This is a genomic window from Singulisphaera acidiphila DSM 18658 (genome assembly GCF_000242455.2).
Lineage (GTDB): Bacteria > Planctomycetota > Planctomycetia > Isosphaerales > Isosphaeraceae > Singulisphaera > Singulisphaera acidiphila.
In genome coordinates this window covers 599,011-614,586 of record NC_019892.1, presented here as the reverse complement: position 1 = coordinate 614,586, position 15,576 = coordinate 599,011, and the positions used below count along the sequence as shown (strand labels likewise).

The following is a 15,576-nucleotide window of genomic DNA, read 5'->3' as shown; positions in this document are numbered from 1 at the left end:
ACGAGGCAACCCTCAGCGAGGGCTGCCTCGTGGTTCGGCCTCGCGATGTTAGGAAAGAGAGTTGGGAGTCCGATGAAGATCCGATCCAGCGTCAAGCGGATTTGCGAACACTGCAAGATCGTTCGCCGCCGGGGTAAAGTGTACGTGATCTGCGAAAACCCCCGCCACAAGCAGCGGCAAGGCTGAGGACGCGCCGACCTCGGCTCGGAGCTATGCCCACGCCACTCCACGTTCTTGCTTCACGGAGATAGGACGGATGCCTCGTATCCTCGGTGTCGATATCCCGAACGACAAGCGCACCGTTATCGCGCTGCGCTACATTTACGGGATCGGGCCGTTCCTTGCCGAGCAACTTTGCGAACGGACGGGAATTAGCCCTGACAAGCGTTCGAAAGACCTGACCGAAGACGACCTGGCCAAATTGGCGGCTCTGCTCGATAGCGAGTACGTCGTCGAAGGCCAACTTCGTCGTCAGGTCCAGCAGGCCATCTCTCGGCTGCGCGACATCGGCTGCTACCGTGGCCTTCGGCACCGTAAAGGGTTGCCGGTTCATGGACAGCGGACCCGAACCAACGCCCGGACCCGCAAGGGACCGCGGAAGACGGTCGCCGGTAAGAAGGGCGTCAAGGAAATGCGCTAAGTGGATCGCGAAGTCTTGCGGCTTCGTTCTCGCCCTCACCGGCCTGGACTGGATCCGCCTGGTTTCGCGAACCGCCAGCGCCGCGACGATCTGAGCTCACCCGGTTGTGACCGGCTGACCGTAGGGTTGGCCGGGACCAGAAGGGACCACAGTAAGGGACTTGAGGTCTCTTTCTTTGGTTCGCGAACCATCCGGGAGTCGCGAGTTCGGTATCGTTTTCTCGTTTCCATTTCGAGATTCGACCAGGGAGCAACGGACCCGTGGCCAAGGCCAAGAAGCGGAAGACACGACGCAACGTCAGCCGGGCTGTCGTGCATATCAAGGCAACGTTCAACAACACGACGGTCACGATCACCGACCCCAACGGCGACGCGTTGTGCTGGGCCTCGTCCGGGACCGTGGGCTTCAAGGGGAGCCGCAAGAGCACTCCCTTCGCCGCCCAACGAGCCGCCGAGACCGCGGCAGCCACCGCGACCAAGTACGGGGTCAAAGAAGTCGAGGTCAAGGTCAAGGGGCCCGGCTCCGGCCGTGAGAGCGCCATCACCGCGCTGCAGGCTTCCGGCCTCTCGATCAAGGCGATCGAAGACGTCACCCCGCTGCCGCACAACGGCTGCCGTCCCCCGAAGAAGCGGCGGGTCTAAGGCTCATCGAGCCTCAGGCCAAGCCTTGCGAAGAGATCTATTCCTGGTCATGCTCACCTGATCGCAACGATTTGATGAGAATGCCTTGTTCTGATCCGACCGGCCCGCGGGTCTGTCGTGATCCGGGTTGCCGAAACCCGCGGTCAGCCCCGGACGGATCGCTTGCTCGTCTTTGAATTACCGAGGAACCCGAAGGCCCGATGCGGGCCTTGGAAAACTCGGCCGAATGCAACCCGACGTTGAGGAATGCCGAACCACCATGGGACGCCATATCGGGCCGGTCTGCCGGCTCTGCCGCCGCGAAGGTTTGAAATTGTTCTTGAAGGGGACGCGTTGCGACACCCCGAAGTGCGCCGTCGAACGCCGTGAAGGCGTGCCGGGTATGCACCAGTTCCGCCGCGGAAAGGCCAGCGAATACTCCATCCGGCTCCGTGAGAAGCAGAAGGTCAAGCGGTACTACGGCGTCTTCGAGCGCCAGTTCCGCAAGTACTTCGACCTCGCCAGCCGCCGCCCCGGCAACACGGGCGATGCGTTGATGGCGCTGCTTGAGCGCCGGCTGGACAATGTCGTCACCCGACTCGGGTTCGCGACCAGCCGACCGCAGGCTCGGCAGATGATCACGCACGGCCACATCACGATCAACGGCCGCAAACTTGACATCCCCAGCTACCTGGTTCGCCCCGGCGATCAGATTCAGGTCAAGGACCGCGAGCATTCTCGCAAGCTGGCCGCCTCGAACCTGTCGGCCGAGGGGATGCCCCCTGTGCCCGAGTGGCTCGATCGCTCCGGTACCGAACCGCCCGAAGGGCGCGTCTCCCGCTTGCCTGGGACCCAGGATATCTCGCTGCCGGTCACCCCGCAGTTGATCGTTGAGTTGTTGAGCCGCTGAGCCAAGCAATTTGTCGCGATCAGCAGTCTACTTTCAGGCATCCGCCAGGGATGATGATGGTCACGAGGCCTCTCGGCCTTGGTCCGATCGCTGAAGGCTGGTCGCGTTTTTGGAGAGAGCGATGCGCATCCGTTGGCGTGGCCTCGAACTTCCCAGCCGGGTCGTCTGCAATCGTGAAAAACTGACCGATACGTACGGCGAATTCCACATTGAGCCGTTCGAACGCGGATTCGGTCACACGGTCGGCAACAGCCTGCGCCGCATCCTCCTTTCCAGCCTGGAGGGGAGCGCTGTCACCAAGATCAAGATTCAAGGGGTTCAGCACGAATTCTCCTCGATCCCGGGCATGGTCGAGGATATCACCGACCTGGTCCTGAATATCAAGGGCCTGGTCGTCAAGAACCACTCTGAGCAGAACCGGACGATCCGGATCGAACGCGACCGTCGCGGTGTCGTCACGGCAGCCGACATCCTCCACGATGAGTCGATCGAGATCATCAACCCCGACCACATTCTCTGCACCCTCACGGACGACGTCCCGTTCGCCCTTGAGATGACTGTCGAGAACGGTCGTGGTTACCGTCCGGCCGCGGAAGGGCACACCGACGACCTTGAAGTCGGCGCGATCCCGATCGACGCGATTTACAGCCCGGTGATCCGGGTTGAGTATCGCGTGGAGAACACCCGCGTCGGTCAGCGGACCAACTACGACAAGCTCGTCCTCCGGATCTGGACCACCGGCACGCTCGGCCCCGAGATGTCGCTGGTCGAGGCCGCCAAGATCCTTCGTAAGCACTTGAACCCGTTCGTCCAGTATTACGAGCCGGGCCCTGGCTTGCCGTCCGACGCCAGTGGCCAGGACGGTTCCCGGTCCGAACCGGTCGATGCCGAACTCGAGCGCAAGCTCGACATGAGCCTGGCCGAACTCGAACTCTCGGTCCGGGCGACCAACTGCCTGGAAAGCGAAGGGATCACGACCGTCCGCCATCTGGTCAGCCGCTCGGAAGACCAGCTCTTGACGGTCCGTAACTTCGGCGAGACCACCCTTAAGGAAGTCCGCGCCAAGCTTCACGAGATCGGCCTCGACCTGGGCATGGATATCCCCATGCGACAAGGGGTCTGAGACTCTTGCCAATCCTGTAGAGCCGTTTTCGCTGGCGTGGCGAAGGTCTTCGAGGCGGGTGGGCAATGCCCACCATCGGAGGCCGCGAGACGGGTGGGCAACGCCCACCCCCTACAACGAACCAAACTTAGCTGCGAGCCTGAGAGACCATGCGACACCGTAAAGCCGGTCGGAAATTCAAGCGGTCGCCGTCGCACCGGCGAATGCTTCTGCGTAACCTGGCCACCGCTCTCCTCGAGCACGGTCGGATCGAGACGACCCTGGCCAAGGCCAAGGAACTCCAGCCGTACGCCGAGAAGCTCATCACCCTGGCCAAGGACGGGTGGAACCTGAACGACTTCCGTCGCGTTCTGGCCGTCGTGACCAAGAAGGACGTGGCCTTCTCGCTCTTCAAAGAGGTCGGCCCGCGATTCAAGGATCGTTCGGGTGGATACACCCGGATCTTCAAGCTCGCCAAAGTCCGCCAGGGAGACGCCGCCCCGATGGCCGTCATCACCCTGCTGGGCGAGAACGAGCAGATCAAGGCTCCGACCAAGCCGACCGTCGTCACCACGTCCGCCGGCTCCTGATTTTCAAAGGCAGCCCCGCGAAGTCCGATCGATCGGTCTTCGCGGGGTCGCTTGCTTCTCAGGAACACAAAGAAGAAGCCCCCACCATGTCCGGTCACGCTTACGACCCTCACTGCCCTTTCTGCCGGATCGTTCGCGGTGAGATCCCCTCGTCGAAGGTCCTCGAGACCGACGATGCCGTCGCCTTCCTCGACATCAACCCGGTCAATCCCGGGCACGTCTTGCTCGTCCCCAAAACTCACCACCTCAATCTCACCGAACTGCCGGAAGCAATCGCCGCGCATCTCGGTTCGCTCGTTCCTCGACTCTGTCGCGCCGTGCAGGCGGCTTCAGGAGCCGATGGGTTCCATCTGATCGTGAACAACGGCCGAGCCGCCGGGCAGACCGTCGATCACGGCCACTGGCACATCATCCCTCGATTCCAGAACGATTCGGTCCACTGGCCCTGGCCCCACACCCAGTACGCCGGTGAGGAACTCAGCCAGATCCGGCACCGTATCGAACGAGCGCTGAATTCGCCCAACGCCGCTAACTGACCGTCCGATCGGTTACCCGCCCGCCTCATCTGGCGATTTCTTCGAGGGTGAAGACCGCTGGTCACGACCAAGCGGTCGGGTTGGCATTGACGGAGAGAGCTTGCCGCCATAGACTTCCGGCCAAGATCCACCCTCAGCGTGGGTCATCTCTTCACTTTTTTTCTCAGTGACGCGGAAAGGATTCCGCTCCAATGAATTGGAAAGCCCCGGCCCTTGTGGTGGCTATGATGGCCGTCGCGGGCTGCTCATTCAATCGCTCGGACCTCGGTCGGGACACGTTTCTCGCACGGATCGGGGGGAGCGGCCAGATCATCGAACCCAAGCGATGTAATCTGCGCGTGGCGATCCTCTCACGGCCGCTCCGTGATGAGGCGATCAACGGCGCCCTCTGGAGCGTAGTTGACGAGCAGTCGATTGCGCCCGACCTTCGCCGCGACCTCGAGGTCAACGGGCTTCGAATGGGCCTGATTACCGGGGAATTGCCGCACGAGGTCGACTCGATCCTCAACGCCAAAGGGCAACACAAGGTGGAGCCGTCGCGGTTCGAGTTCCCCGACGGCGACCATGCGATGATCGACATGGTCGACACCACCCCCGAGGTCAGCCTCCTCTTGAACCGCGAGGGGCGTGCGTTCGGCAAACCGTACAAGGACGCCAGCGGCTGGTTCCGGGTCACGGCCAACCACGAAGGGTCGACCGGAGTCGCGTTACGGTTTGTCCCTGAGATCCATCACGGCCCGATTCAGCGTGCGTTCACCGCCTTGCCCAACGCCACCAACTATTCGCCGCAACAATTCATGCAAAAGGATGGCCAGCAAGAGGAGAGCCTCCGCGAGTTGGCGACCACGCTGACTCTGCAACCGGGCCAGGTCGCCGTGGTCGGCTGCCTTCCCGAAGCCAGCCGGAGCCTCGGCTCGTTCTTGTTTACCCATCCCGAGGCCAACAGCGACCGCCTGCTCCAGCAAGTCCTCCTCATCTGGGCGTCTCGGGAAGGGACTAACCCGCCCGCAACGAGCACTCCTCCCAGTCTCATGCCGGTGGATCCGCCCAAGTCGTAGAGCCCAACGAAACCAGCCAGGGCTTGCCGCTTGCTTGTTCGATCGATGGTCTCTGATCTCAGTGAACCGTGTCTTCATCTTGATTGTCTGAGTGCCGGAATACCGCCCGCCTTCGGTATTCCTGGGAAGGAGTCTCCGCCATGGATTGGCAAGCGTTGAAGACGGTATGGGGCAAGAAGGGACCGGCCGAGTCGCGCAGGCGCTGGGTCATGCATGGCGGGCACGAACGCGTGGCGGCTCCGCACCGATTGCCCGACGAAGAAACCCAGTTTCGAACCGAGGAGCCGCGGGTGATCTCGTCACGGTTGATAACCTTGGATGGCTCGCAAGGCGAGGGGGGAGGGCAGATCCTCCGGACCGCCCTGACGCTCTCGATCCTGACCGGTCGCTCGTTCCGGATCGTCAAGATCCGGGCCAACCGCGACAAGCCCGGGCTTCGTCCCCAGCACTTGAAAGCCGTCGAGTCCGCCGCGCTCCTGGCAGGGGCCGAGGTCGTCGGCGCCTCCATCGGCTCGCGCGATCTGACGTTCCGCCCCGCCCCGTACACTCCGCGCGACCTGCAAATCGACATCGGCACTGCGGGGTCGACCGCACTGGTGTTGCAGACCCTGCACCTGCCGCTGGCCCTCCGCGCCGAGCAGCCGATCCGAGTGACCCTCACGGGGGGGACGTTCAACACGGCCGCCCCCTCGTTCCCATTCCTCGAGACGACCTGGCGGGCGCACCTGGCCCGCCTCGGCTCGCCGATGGCGCTGGCGATGCCCTCAGGGGGCTTCTATCCCCGGGGGGGCGGCCAGCTCGACGCCTGGATCGAGCCCGCGACTCTCCGGCCACTGACCCTGACCGAGCGTGGTCAACTGACCCGGATCCAAGGGATCGCCGGGGTGGCGAACCTTCGGCCGGAGATTGCAAGGCGGATGCGCGACCAGGCCGAGGCCCGACTCGCCGAGCGCGGGCTGTCGGCCGAGATCGAACTGGTCGACTGGCCGAGCCTGGGGCAGGGGGCCGCGATCAGCCTGTCGGCCACTTACGGCCAGGACGGGATCCCCGCCACGTTCGTCGGCCTGGGCGAGCGCGGCAAGCCCGCGGAAGTCGTCGCTGACGAGGCCGTCGCCGAGTTGCTCGCGTTCCACGACGCCGAGGAAGGGGCCGTCGACCCTCACTCCGCCGACCAGATCCTCGTCCCGTTGGCCCTCGCTCCGGGCCGAAGCGAGTACACCGTCGCGACCGTCACCGAGCACTTGCTGACCAACGTCGCGACCATCCGCGCCTTCCTCGATCGCGAGATCAAAGTCGAAATCGAAGGGGCAGTGGGAGAGGCTCCCGGCCGGGTCATCATCGCCTGACCAACGGCCGGGACTCGGTCACCTCGAACCGATCAAAGCATCAGAAACGGGACCGCCCTGGTTGGTCTCCGACGGGGATCGCCAGGCGGAATCCGAGCGTCGGCGTCCGCTTTCGCGTGATCGCCGCCGCCACCTCGCACCGCAACCGCCCTGAGGCACGCGCCAGGCGTTCCAGGACCAAGGGGGGCGAGATGACCTCCGAGGGGGGTTGAACGCAGACTGTGACCAAGAGCCGAGACGCATCGGGCGCCGGCTCGACCGCCACGACCTGCAAGTTCCGCAAAACGTCGTCGCCGCAATCGCCCGCCAGGACCTGGCCGAGCGCCTCGGCCACCTGACCGCAGAGCTGCCAGGCCTTCCGGGACGTCTTCCGTCCCGACCGTCCCTCTTTGAGCCACTCCCGCGGCTCCACGCCGTCGTCGGGATGAGGCTGGGCGCAGAGCGAACGCAACTGCTTCAGTGAAGGCTTCCTGAGTGTCATCCGGATCTCTCACGCAGAAAAAAAAAGAGAAACGACGGCGCACCCCGTGCGCCGAAGGATCGAACGAATGGGACGATCTTGCGTGGGAGAGCCTGGCCCAAAGGTCGGGCCGACAGACAGGAAAGGGAGAACTTACCCGACCGTGGGGCGCAGGCTCGACGAGACAATCAGAAGGGCTTGGTAGCGCATCGTCGGCCTCCTTTTCGAGTAAGGCGGGGTTGGAGCCAAGTCGAGCCGTAGAGATAGCGGCTCGAGGCTCGGGCAATCGTAGAGGTGAATCCATCCCAAGTCAACCGGATCGGCGATTGATCAAAGGTAACCGAGATCGGCCAGCCGCTGCTGAATCTCGGCATCCTCTTCCTCAGTGTAGGCCACCGGGGCGGGAGTCTCGCTGAGTGTCGCGGCCGACCCGGACGTCGCTCCGTCAGTCGGGGCAAACGCAGGGGCAAGGATCTCGGTCAGGACCCGGCCGTCCATGTCGCTGGGCACCGGCACCCCGAGCAGGTGCAAAACCGTAGGGGCGATGTCGAGCAAGGCCGCCCCCTGTGGCGTCGCCCCCGCCTGGAACGGCGGGCCGGACGCCACGATCAGCCCTTCCATCCGATGGTCCCCCGTCGGCCCGAACGCAGGCGCGATCAGCTTGTTGGTCGTGAAGTCGTGCAAGCCGATCGTCCGATAGCGCCAGTCGCGGAGGACCACCGTCAAGTCGGGTGCCAGATGCGCGTGCGGCCCCTCGTAGAGCTCGTCGCGCTCGCAGACCCGGTCGACCAGCGGCTCCCCCGTCTCGGGGTGGGGGATCGTCAGCAAGGCCGCCTTGAGCTCATCCAGCAGCCCCCGCGCGTCCTTGGGGTCGACGCACCCTTGCGGCTGTCTCCCTTTCAGGTTGAGGAAGATCTGCCCAAAGTTCCCCTGCGAGTAGGCGCGTGTCTTCGACCAGTCGATATGCCTTCGCGACAGAAAGGCCGACTCCGCCATCCGATCTAGGAGGCCCGTCTGCTTCCCCCGAAACCGGCTGACCCGCTGCCCGGCCAGGCCAAACTTCGCCATCAGGCCGTAGAACCACTCGGGGGTCGCCCCTCGCTTGTAGAACCAGTGCTTCTGCTTCACATAGAGCGAATCCTGAAGCGCGATATCGCCACGCTCGAGGAGCCAGACGTTGAAGTTGACGTACCACTCGATCCCGCCGAAACCGTGGTCGCTCATCAAGATGAGCGCCGCGTCGGCGGGGAGCTTCCGCTCGATCTCGCCGATCCCCTGGTCCAGCCTCTTCCAGAAGGCGTCGCACCCCGCCTGCAAGGCCGAGAAGTCCCGCCCTTTTGCAAGCCGATGCGCCTGGTCCCAGACGTGCCAGAGCTCATGCTGAATGCGGTCGGTCGCCATCAAGTCGAACATGAACAGGTCCCACTCGCAGCGACCCATCAGGAACTGAACCGCCTTCAAGTGCTGATCGAGAAAGGCGGTCAGCTCCTTGAGCACTTCCGCTTCATTCCCGCCGTCATGGACCGTCGACGCCCAGGGGCGATACGTTCCGACCTCTTTTTCCAGCTCTGCGAAGATCGTCGGATCGCTGGCGAAGTCAGGCGCATCGGCCGGGCTGAGGAAGTCTCCCAGGTAGAACCCAGGGGCCTGCCTGTGGGGATAGCTCATCGGCACCCCGCCAGCCACCGACGTCTTCCCGTGCCGCCCGGCAATCTCCCAGACCAGGTCGGTCTTGATCGCCCGCGACGAGTTGACCCGCCCCTTGAGCGGGTCGTGCGCGTACTCCAAGAACTCGAAGACTCCATGCTTCCCCGAGTTCTTCCCGGTCATCACCGTGGTCCAGGCCACCGGGCTGAGCGGCGGAAACACGGAGCCGAGCGTCCCCGACGCCCCTTTCTCCATGAGTCGCTGAAGGTTGGGCAGCTCCCCCTTTTTGACCAAGGGGGCGAGGATATCCCAGGTCGCCCCGTCCAGCCCCAGCACAAAGACCTTCATAGACGCCCAATCCCTTCCCACAACGCCGTCAACCAAAGTCCTCGAATCTCCTCCACTTCGACCCAAGAATCTTACCGAAGTCATGACAGGAAAAGCGACTCGGGTTTCTCGCCCCCTCGTCATGCCCAATTTCAGGCGGAGACCGCCTAATCAGGAGGCACGACTCATCGATCCCTCGCAACCACCTCACCCGTTCTTCAAAAAAACGAGCAAGCGCAACCCCTGGCAAGCACAAGCCTTAAGCCATCCCAGCGCGTCACCGGCTGGCGCAAGGGCCGAATGGCACGCGAGATGCTTTATTACCAATCACTCAAGTGACGCGACGATCAGACGCGTCCGGCTCCCTGGCTCGCTCTTGAGAGCCGGCCATGGAATCATGAGTACGAATCACGAGCAAGCGTCGTTCTCCCTGGCTGTGCCCGGTCCCCTCGTGGGGGGCCGGGCTTTTTCTTTTTTTCGCCTTAAATAGGAGTTACGCAGTCATGAAAAATTGTACAGTGGGTCGGCGATGTATGCCCTGACCGCACTCCGGACGATCCCAGCCTTGGCCTCGTAGCAACTTACACCTGTAGTGAAGAAATGATGCGACAGACGCAGGAAGGCTCGGATCGCCAGCCCAACGTGATTCCGCTGCGCTCGTCCGGCACGGACCTGCGCTCGTTCCACACCGCAGCATTGCTTCAATGTTCGGTGATATTCCTCGATCGCCCAGCACTTCTCAGCGTGCACCAATCGCTCCAACTCTGTCATGGCCACGTCTCCAGTCGCCCAGTATTCAATGTCCCCGTGTTGGGAGACGACCTTGAAAACCCGCACCGGTCCGTAGCCCTCCAGCCAGACGACTGTCCCCTCGGCGCTGATCGCTGTCTCGCTCACCGCCCGCAAGCCTTGGCGGTTGAGGTTCACCTTGCGATTGACCTTCAACTGCGTCAACCATCGCCATCCCAAGCCGCGAATCGTCTTGAGATTCTCTAGGCCGCTGTACCAGCTGTCGAAGACCACACAGGCCGGCTCAAAGCCTCGGGTGTGGGCGGTTGCGAGCATCGTCTGCATGTGATCGTTCTTGGTCAGGCCGTCGTTCCCCTTGTCATAGAGACGGTAATCGCAGGGGATGTTCCGGTCCCCGTCGGTCCACAACAGGGTGATCAAATTGATCCCCATAACAACCCGCTTGTGCTTACCCGACCAGTGGCGGCTGACGAGTTCCATCTTCCTGGCATAAGGTTTATCCAGGGTCGAATCGTCGATGACCAGAACACCCCGGGTCTTCGTCACCGAGGGTTCGGCCTCACGCCAGAGTGTTTCCGGATCGGGTTCGAGGCGGTGAAGGAGCCGGGTGAAGGCGTCGTGGGCCGGCGGGTCGTTTGATTCGGGCTGCACGCTGGCGGCCTCTGTACAAGTGAAGGATCTGGGGCTGGCGATCAGAAAATCGATGTAGTCGGTGTCGCGGCATTTGGGGTCGCTCATCAGGTCCAGCGTAACGTCACAAGACGAACGGCGCGATATGGACGCACGGCCACTACTGCGTAACTCCTATTAAATTTAATCCATCACATAGTTTGAAACTTCCAAGAACCCACGAAACAGCACGATTTTCCATGGTTTTTCACCGTATCCCTGCACATTCCCCGCACAAGGATTGCCCGGTTTTCCCTCGGCAGGAGGAGCAATCTGCCGCTCTTTCCCTGCATTTTTGACCCCTGTCCTGCTGACCCGGTGTTCGTCATGCCCTTTTCCTCAGGCAAACGTTCCCAGGAGTCAATTGATCATGCTCACGCCTATCGTCGCCATTCTCTTTAGCGTGATCCTCGTGGTCGAGGTTGTCTCAATGACGAAGCAGATCACCCCTACTCAACCGACTTCGCCCCCCTCCAAAAACCGTTCCTGAGCTTTCGGGAAATGGACTGAGATCCTCGCATGGAGAGAAAAGGGCATCATGCCCTTAGCGGACATCCCCGGGCCACCCGCCGTCACATGATCCGCTGCTCTCGCGACGACGATCGATCGATCCTGCTCACTTCTCCAGGAGCTCGACGAGGTAGAGCGACGTGTCGGTCAGCACGAGGAATTTGCCGCCGTCGGGGTGGACGACGAACTGCCTCGCCGTATCGTGGGCGTTTTTACGCCGGCTCAGGTGATAGTCCTTGACCTTGGCCCCGCTCGGCTTGAGGAGGATGAGAGGGTGCTCGGCGTTCTGGCCGAGCAGGAACCCGGACTTGATGTCGAACCCGAGGGCCTTGGGATAGGCGCCCGCCCGGACCACGATCTCGGGCTTCGCGAGGTTGGTGATCTTGAAGACGTTGATGGTGTATGCCCCGCCGCCGTTGCCGCCGCCCGAGGGGAGGGCGACGTAGTAGCCATCGGGGCTGATCTCGACCGCCTGGCCGTTCGACGCGAGCCGTTCGCTCGACTCTTCGAGAGCGATCTTATCGCTCTTGATCCGGTAGCGCTGGAGCTGCTCGATCCCGCCCTGCGAGAAGAGATACTTGCCGTCGGGCGTTACATCCATGTGGGCGAACCCCACCATATCGCCGTCGAAGTCCTGCGGGGTGTATTCCCGGACGACCTTGCCGGCCTTGAGGTTGACGACGGCGAGGTGGCCGCCCGGCCCGCGCTGGTCGCCCGCCGCGAAGGCCATTGAGAGCGCCGGCGACGAGACGGCGCGGACCACCGAGTCGACCGCGACCTTCGACTTCACCTTGAGCGTCGATGGGTCGATGACCCAGACCTCGTGGATATCGCCGAGCGTGAGTACCAGTCCCTCGACCGACCGGCTGAGCCAGCTACACCCGCGGCCGACGTCGAGCCGGATCGCCTCGACGACCCCGTCGAGCGTAATCCGCCGGAGGATGCCCTCCTTCTCCAGGACGAAGAACGCCTTGCCATCGCCGCTCCAGCAGATGCACCGGGGCACCTGGGCGGCGTTGACCTTGATGTCGATCACCTTGAGGTCGTCGACCTCGCGGGGCTCGTCCCCAATCGCCTCGCCGATCGCCTGGGGGACGGCCGCCGGCTGAGCGAACCCTCCCTTCGGCTCGTAGGGCATCGCCGCCTGCCTCCCCTTCTTCTTCGCCCCGCCGACGGCGAACCCTCCCTTCGGCTCGTCGTCTGCGACCGATGGGCGACGCCCTCCCCGCGCCGAGGCGGAGGACAACCCGAGCGTGACCCGTTGCGTCGTCGGGCTGGTATAGTAGACTTTTCCCGAGCCGTCGATGTATGAGACTTGCAGCATGAAGGTCGCCCTCGCCCCGTCGTCCGACGCAACCTCAAACGAGCCGGTCGCGCGGTGGCCGGAAACCTTGAGAGCGACCTTTGCGGCCTCCGAAATCGGGGGCCACGTCCCGTCGGCGTTGGGCGAGGGCTTCGCGGCCCGGTCGATCGTCGGCGCGTGGAGGAGCACGACCGACTTCATCCGGCCGAGCGGGTCGATGAGCTTGGCCTCGATCTCGACGCCGAGCATGCCCGGCTTGGTCGACGCCTTCCCCCGGACCGAGATCGCCCCGACCCGTCCGCCGAGCATCTGCGTGAGCTCCTCGGCGGGGATCGCCATCCCGATATGCGCGCCGGGGATGGTCGCCACGGCGATCCCGACGAGCCGACCCTTCGCGTCGACGACGGGGCCACCGCTGTTGCCTGGGTTGAGAGCGCCATCGATCTGGACCGCCGCAACCCGGCCAAAGTCGTCGCGGCGGATGCTCGAGACCGAGCCCCGGCCGATCGTGATCGACGAGCCCTTCTTGCCGACCGCCATCGCCGCGCCAAAGGGGAACCCGAACGTGTAGACGGGCATCGTCTCGACTAGCTCGGCCGTCTCGAAGTTGGCGATCGGCTTCGGGACCACCTTGGGGGCCACGACCTTGAGGATCGCCAGGTCGCGGGACGAGTCAGAGTCGAGGATCTCGGCCGCCTTCGTCTCCTCCCCCGCCGTGCCGCTGGCGAAGACGACCGACACCGAGGCCCCGACCGCAGCCTTCGTCTGAACGACGGGGAGGTTGATGACGTGATGATTCGTCGCGATATAGACCGCCCGACCCTCGACCCGGATCACGAACCCCGACCCGGTGCCCATCTCCGCCGCCGACTGCGTGCGGACCAGGACCGTCGACGCCTTGATCTCCGCGATCATCCCCGCGGGGATCGACTCCTGGCCCAAGGCCGACGCTACGGGCAAGACGAGCACGAGGGCGGCAATCGAGAGGCTTCGCATCGTTGTCAATTCTTGTGACGCCGGGTCGCGGGGCATCGCGACGGCGATAGCGCCCAGGCATACGACGCCCGGACGGGGAGTGGAATCGGTAGACGACCCTCCGATGACGATAGTCCAACAACTTAGCAAAGACACCGTCGATCGGCAACGGCCCTGCTCGACTCCGGGCGGTCGTATGGAGACAGCCGAGCGATCTTCTCGACATGAAAAACCCAAGTGGCTACGAGTGTCTCCCGTGAAAAGGTGAGCGATAAGCTTTCATCTTGTAGCAAGAAAAAGGGCCGTTTTTCTTATCTTTCCGGTCATTTCATCGCCAAGCTTGCTTTCTCCCGGCTTCCGGAGCAAGAAAACTCGGTCAAGAAATCAATGCAAGGAAACAACCCGCATCCGCGAGTTTCTTTATCAATAGCAAAAGATATTCTAATAAAAATTTTATATAGAAATGCATTTCTATCGTTGACCAGAACCTCGATTTGCAGAAAGACGCCCTGTCCAAGCCGGGTGCGAGAAAATCATCGAGGACACCGCCAGCAACGGCAAGCAACAACGCTCCGGCTTGGAGCGGGCACACGAGCCGTTGCGTAAGAGCGATGTGCTGGTGGTCTGGCGGCTCGACTGGCTTGGCCACACGCTCAAGCACTTGATCGAGCTGAGGCGGAGTTGGGGCGGCAGGGCATCGGGTTTCAGACGCCGATCCGGTAGCGCTCGTGGCCGTCATCCGCGACCTGCTTCAACGCCGCCGATCGGCCCCCAATAGGATCGGTTGTTCCTAAGCCGTTGGTCTCGGTTTTTTTGATTTTTCTGATGGGCGACCGCAGTGATGTCATCGCTGTTGGGTGCCACGGGTTGTACCCAACCCGTGAAACGATAGCCCTGGTTTTTGGCTCACGGGTTGGGTACAACCCGTGGCACCCAAGGCTTGCACACGATTCAATGCAAAGAAAAATCAGGTCCAGACGATTAGCAGACTGGCGGAGTTCCGTACGGCACCGGATTTTGATGCCTCGTCATGGCTGGCTTCCTTGAAGAGGGGCAACAAATTAGCGGGGCAAGCAGAGCGACACTTATCAGGAAATCTAAACCCATTGCGCATGCAGTTTGTTCTTGGCAAAAACGGCGAAATGGACCAAGCTTAGCTAAATCAGGAGGACCGCATGGAAATCGCCAATATCCACGAAGCCAAGTCGCAGCTCTCGAAACTGGTCGAGCATGCCATGAATGGTGAAGAGGTCATCATTGCTAAGGCCGGACAGCCAATGGTCCGACTAGTGCCCATCCACGCCGATGATTCGCCCTGCGTCGGTGGCCAATGGAAAGGCCGCGTCCGCATCGCCGACGATTTCGACGCCTTGCCCGACGACATCGCCGCAGTCTTCGGCATCGAGCCACAATGACGCTGCTCCTCGATACTCACGCCTTCCTCTGGTGGCTCGACGATCCCCAGCTCCTGTCCAAGGCCGCCAGGAAGGCCATCGGCGACGGCAAGAACACCGTCTACGTCTCCGCCGCCGTCGTCTGGGAAATCGCCATCAAGCGTGCCCTGGGCAAGCTCGACGCTCCCCATGATCTCGAAGCGGCCATGACGGCCAATCGCTTCCTCCTCTTACCCATCACTGTGCCGCACGTCCTGGCCGTCGAAACGCTACCGGATCACCACCGCGACCCATTCGACCGGCTGCTGATCGCCCAGGCCCGCCACGAGGGATTCAAATTCGTCAGCCGCGACAGCCATGTCGCACGCTACGGCGTGCCCCACATCGTCGCCTGATAAGGTCGGGCATGAGCACCGAACTGATCCCCTCGCCATCCGCAACGCCAACGGAAAAGGAGAAACCAAGCATGGATGCATCAGCCAAGATGAAACAGAAATCGGTCGAGATGCCAGGACGATACGCCGCCACCATCGAAGCGGCCGACGACCTGACCGATGATGAATGAGTGTTAACTACAGCTTCATCCGTGACCAGCAGTGAATTCCACGAATTCCGAGGGCTGACTCCCAAAAGGCAAGCGCCGCAGTCAGGATCGATTTGCACACGATCGCACTGTTGTTTTTGAAATTATTCTCATCGCGGCCAATCGGCTTAACTCCTTAAAGCAATGCCCCTTTGA

The 15,576-nt window shown here is 62.5% G+C and carries 16 protein-coding genes; 12 read left to right on the top strand and 4 right to left on the bottom strand.

Annotation, left to right across the window (positions count from 1 at the left end; genetic code table 11):
- The first annotated feature begins 72 nt into the window (after positions 1-72).
- The 9 genes from rpmJ (at position 73) to rtcA (ending at position 6,802) form a co-directional block, all read left to right on the top strand.
- Positions 73-186, top strand: coding sequence for a 50S ribosomal protein L36 (gene rpmJ / locus SINAC_RS02250; protein WP_015244084.1), 114 nt, complete (start codon positions 73-75; stop codon positions 184-186).
- A gap of 70 nt (positions 187-256) precedes the next feature.
- Positions 257-640 carry a 30S ribosomal protein S13 gene (rpsM, locus tag SINAC_RS02245; RefSeq protein ID WP_015244083.1) on the top strand — a complete coding sequence of 128 codons (384 nt, stop codon included), beginning with the start codon at positions 257-259 and terminating at the stop codon, positions 638-640.
- Between the two features lie 260 nt (positions 641-900).
- The gene (gene rpsK / locus SINAC_RS02240) at positions 901-1,281 is read left to right on the top strand and encodes a 30S ribosomal protein S11 (RefSeq protein WP_015244082.1); all 381 of its coding nucleotides are present in this window, start codon (positions 901-903) and stop codon (positions 1,279-1,281) included.
- A gap of 259 nt (positions 1,282-1,540) precedes the next feature.
- Positions 1,541-2,170: a 30S ribosomal protein S4 gene (gene rpsD / locus SINAC_RS02235; protein ID WP_015244081.1), complete on the top strand. Its 630-nt coding sequence runs from the start codon at positions 1,541-1,543 to the stop codon at positions 2,168-2,170.
- A 121-nt stretch (positions 2,171-2,291) separates the two neighbouring features.
- Positions 2,292-3,293: a DNA-directed RNA polymerase subunit alpha gene (locus SINAC_RS02230; protein WP_015244080.1), complete on the top strand. Its 1,002-nt coding sequence runs from the start codon at positions 2,292-2,294 to the stop codon at positions 3,291-3,293.
- A 149-nt stretch (positions 3,294-3,442) separates the two neighbouring features.
- Complete coding sequence (rplQ, locus tag SINAC_RS02225; RefSeq protein ID WP_015244079.1) at positions 3,443-3,862, top strand: 50S ribosomal protein L17; 420 nt, start codon at positions 3,443-3,445, stop codon at positions 3,860-3,862.
- Positions 3,863-3,948: 86 nt separating this feature from the next.
- On the top strand, positions 3,949-4,398 hold the full coding sequence (locus SINAC_RS02220) for an HIT family protein (protein ID WP_015244078.1): 450 nt from the start codon (positions 3,949-3,951) through the stop codon (positions 4,396-4,398).
- Between the two features lie 191 nt (positions 4,399-4,589).
- Entirely contained in the window at positions 4,590-5,456 is an 867-nt protein-coding gene (locus SINAC_RS02215) for a hypothetical protein (RefSeq protein ID WP_015244077.1), read from the top strand.
- Positions 5,457-5,596: 140 nt separating this feature from the next.
- Positions 5,597-6,802 carry an RNA 3'-terminal phosphate cyclase gene (rtcA, locus tag SINAC_RS02210; RefSeq protein WP_015244076.1) on the top strand — a complete coding sequence of 402 codons (1,206 nt, stop codon included), beginning with the start codon at positions 5,597-5,599 and terminating at the stop codon, positions 6,800-6,802.
- Between the two features lie 40 nt (positions 6,803-6,842).
- On the opposite strand, the gene SINAC_RS02205 is transcribed toward rtcA, so the two are convergent.
- From SINAC_RS02205 to SINAC_RS02190, 4 genes are all read right to left on the bottom strand, one after another.
- A complete protein-coding gene (locus tag SINAC_RS02205) occupies positions 6,843-7,283 on the bottom strand; it encodes a ribosome-binding factor A (RefSeq protein ID WP_015244075.1) in 441 nt (146 codons plus the stop codon).
- 309 nt (positions 7,284-7,592) lie between these two features.
- Positions 7,593-9,257, bottom strand: a complete 1,665-nt coding sequence (locus SINAC_RS02200; protein WP_015244074.1) for an alkaline phosphatase family protein — start codon at positions 9,255-9,257, stop codon at positions 7,593-7,595.
- A gap of 480 nt (positions 9,258-9,737) precedes the next feature.
- On the bottom strand, positions 9,738-10,724 hold the full coding sequence (locus SINAC_RS02195) for an IS701 family transposase (protein WP_015244073.1): 987 nt from the start codon (positions 10,722-10,724) through the stop codon (positions 9,738-9,740).
- A 547-nt stretch (positions 10,725-11,271) separates the two neighbouring features.
- Complete coding sequence (locus SINAC_RS02190) at positions 11,272-13,464, bottom strand: S1C family serine protease (protein ID WP_020467436.1); 2,193 nt, start codon at positions 13,462-13,464, stop codon at positions 11,272-11,274.
- 511 nt (positions 13,465-13,975) lie between these two features.
- Between SINAC_RS02190 and SINAC_RS41715 the strand changes: the two genes are divergently transcribed.
- The 3 genes from SINAC_RS41715 (at position 13,976) to SINAC_RS02175 (ending at position 15,232) form a co-directional block, all read left to right on the top strand.
- Complete coding sequence (locus SINAC_RS41715) at positions 13,976-14,221, top strand: recombinase family protein (protein ID WP_081578401.1); 246 nt, start codon at positions 13,976-13,978, stop codon at positions 14,219-14,221.
- Between the two features lie 397 nt (positions 14,222-14,618).
- Complete coding sequence (locus SINAC_RS02180) at positions 14,619-14,858, top strand: type II toxin-antitoxin system Phd/YefM family antitoxin (RefSeq protein ID WP_015244070.1); 240 nt, start codon at positions 14,619-14,621, stop codon at positions 14,856-14,858.
- Positions 14,855-15,232 carry a type II toxin-antitoxin system VapC family toxin gene (locus SINAC_RS02175; protein ID WP_015244069.1) on the top strand — a complete coding sequence of 126 codons (378 nt, stop codon included), beginning with the start codon at positions 14,855-14,857 and terminating at the stop codon, positions 15,230-15,232. Before SINAC_RS02180 ends, SINAC_RS02175 begins: the two co-directional genes overlap by 4 nt.
- The last annotated feature ends 344 nt before the right edge of the window (positions 15,233-15,576 follow it).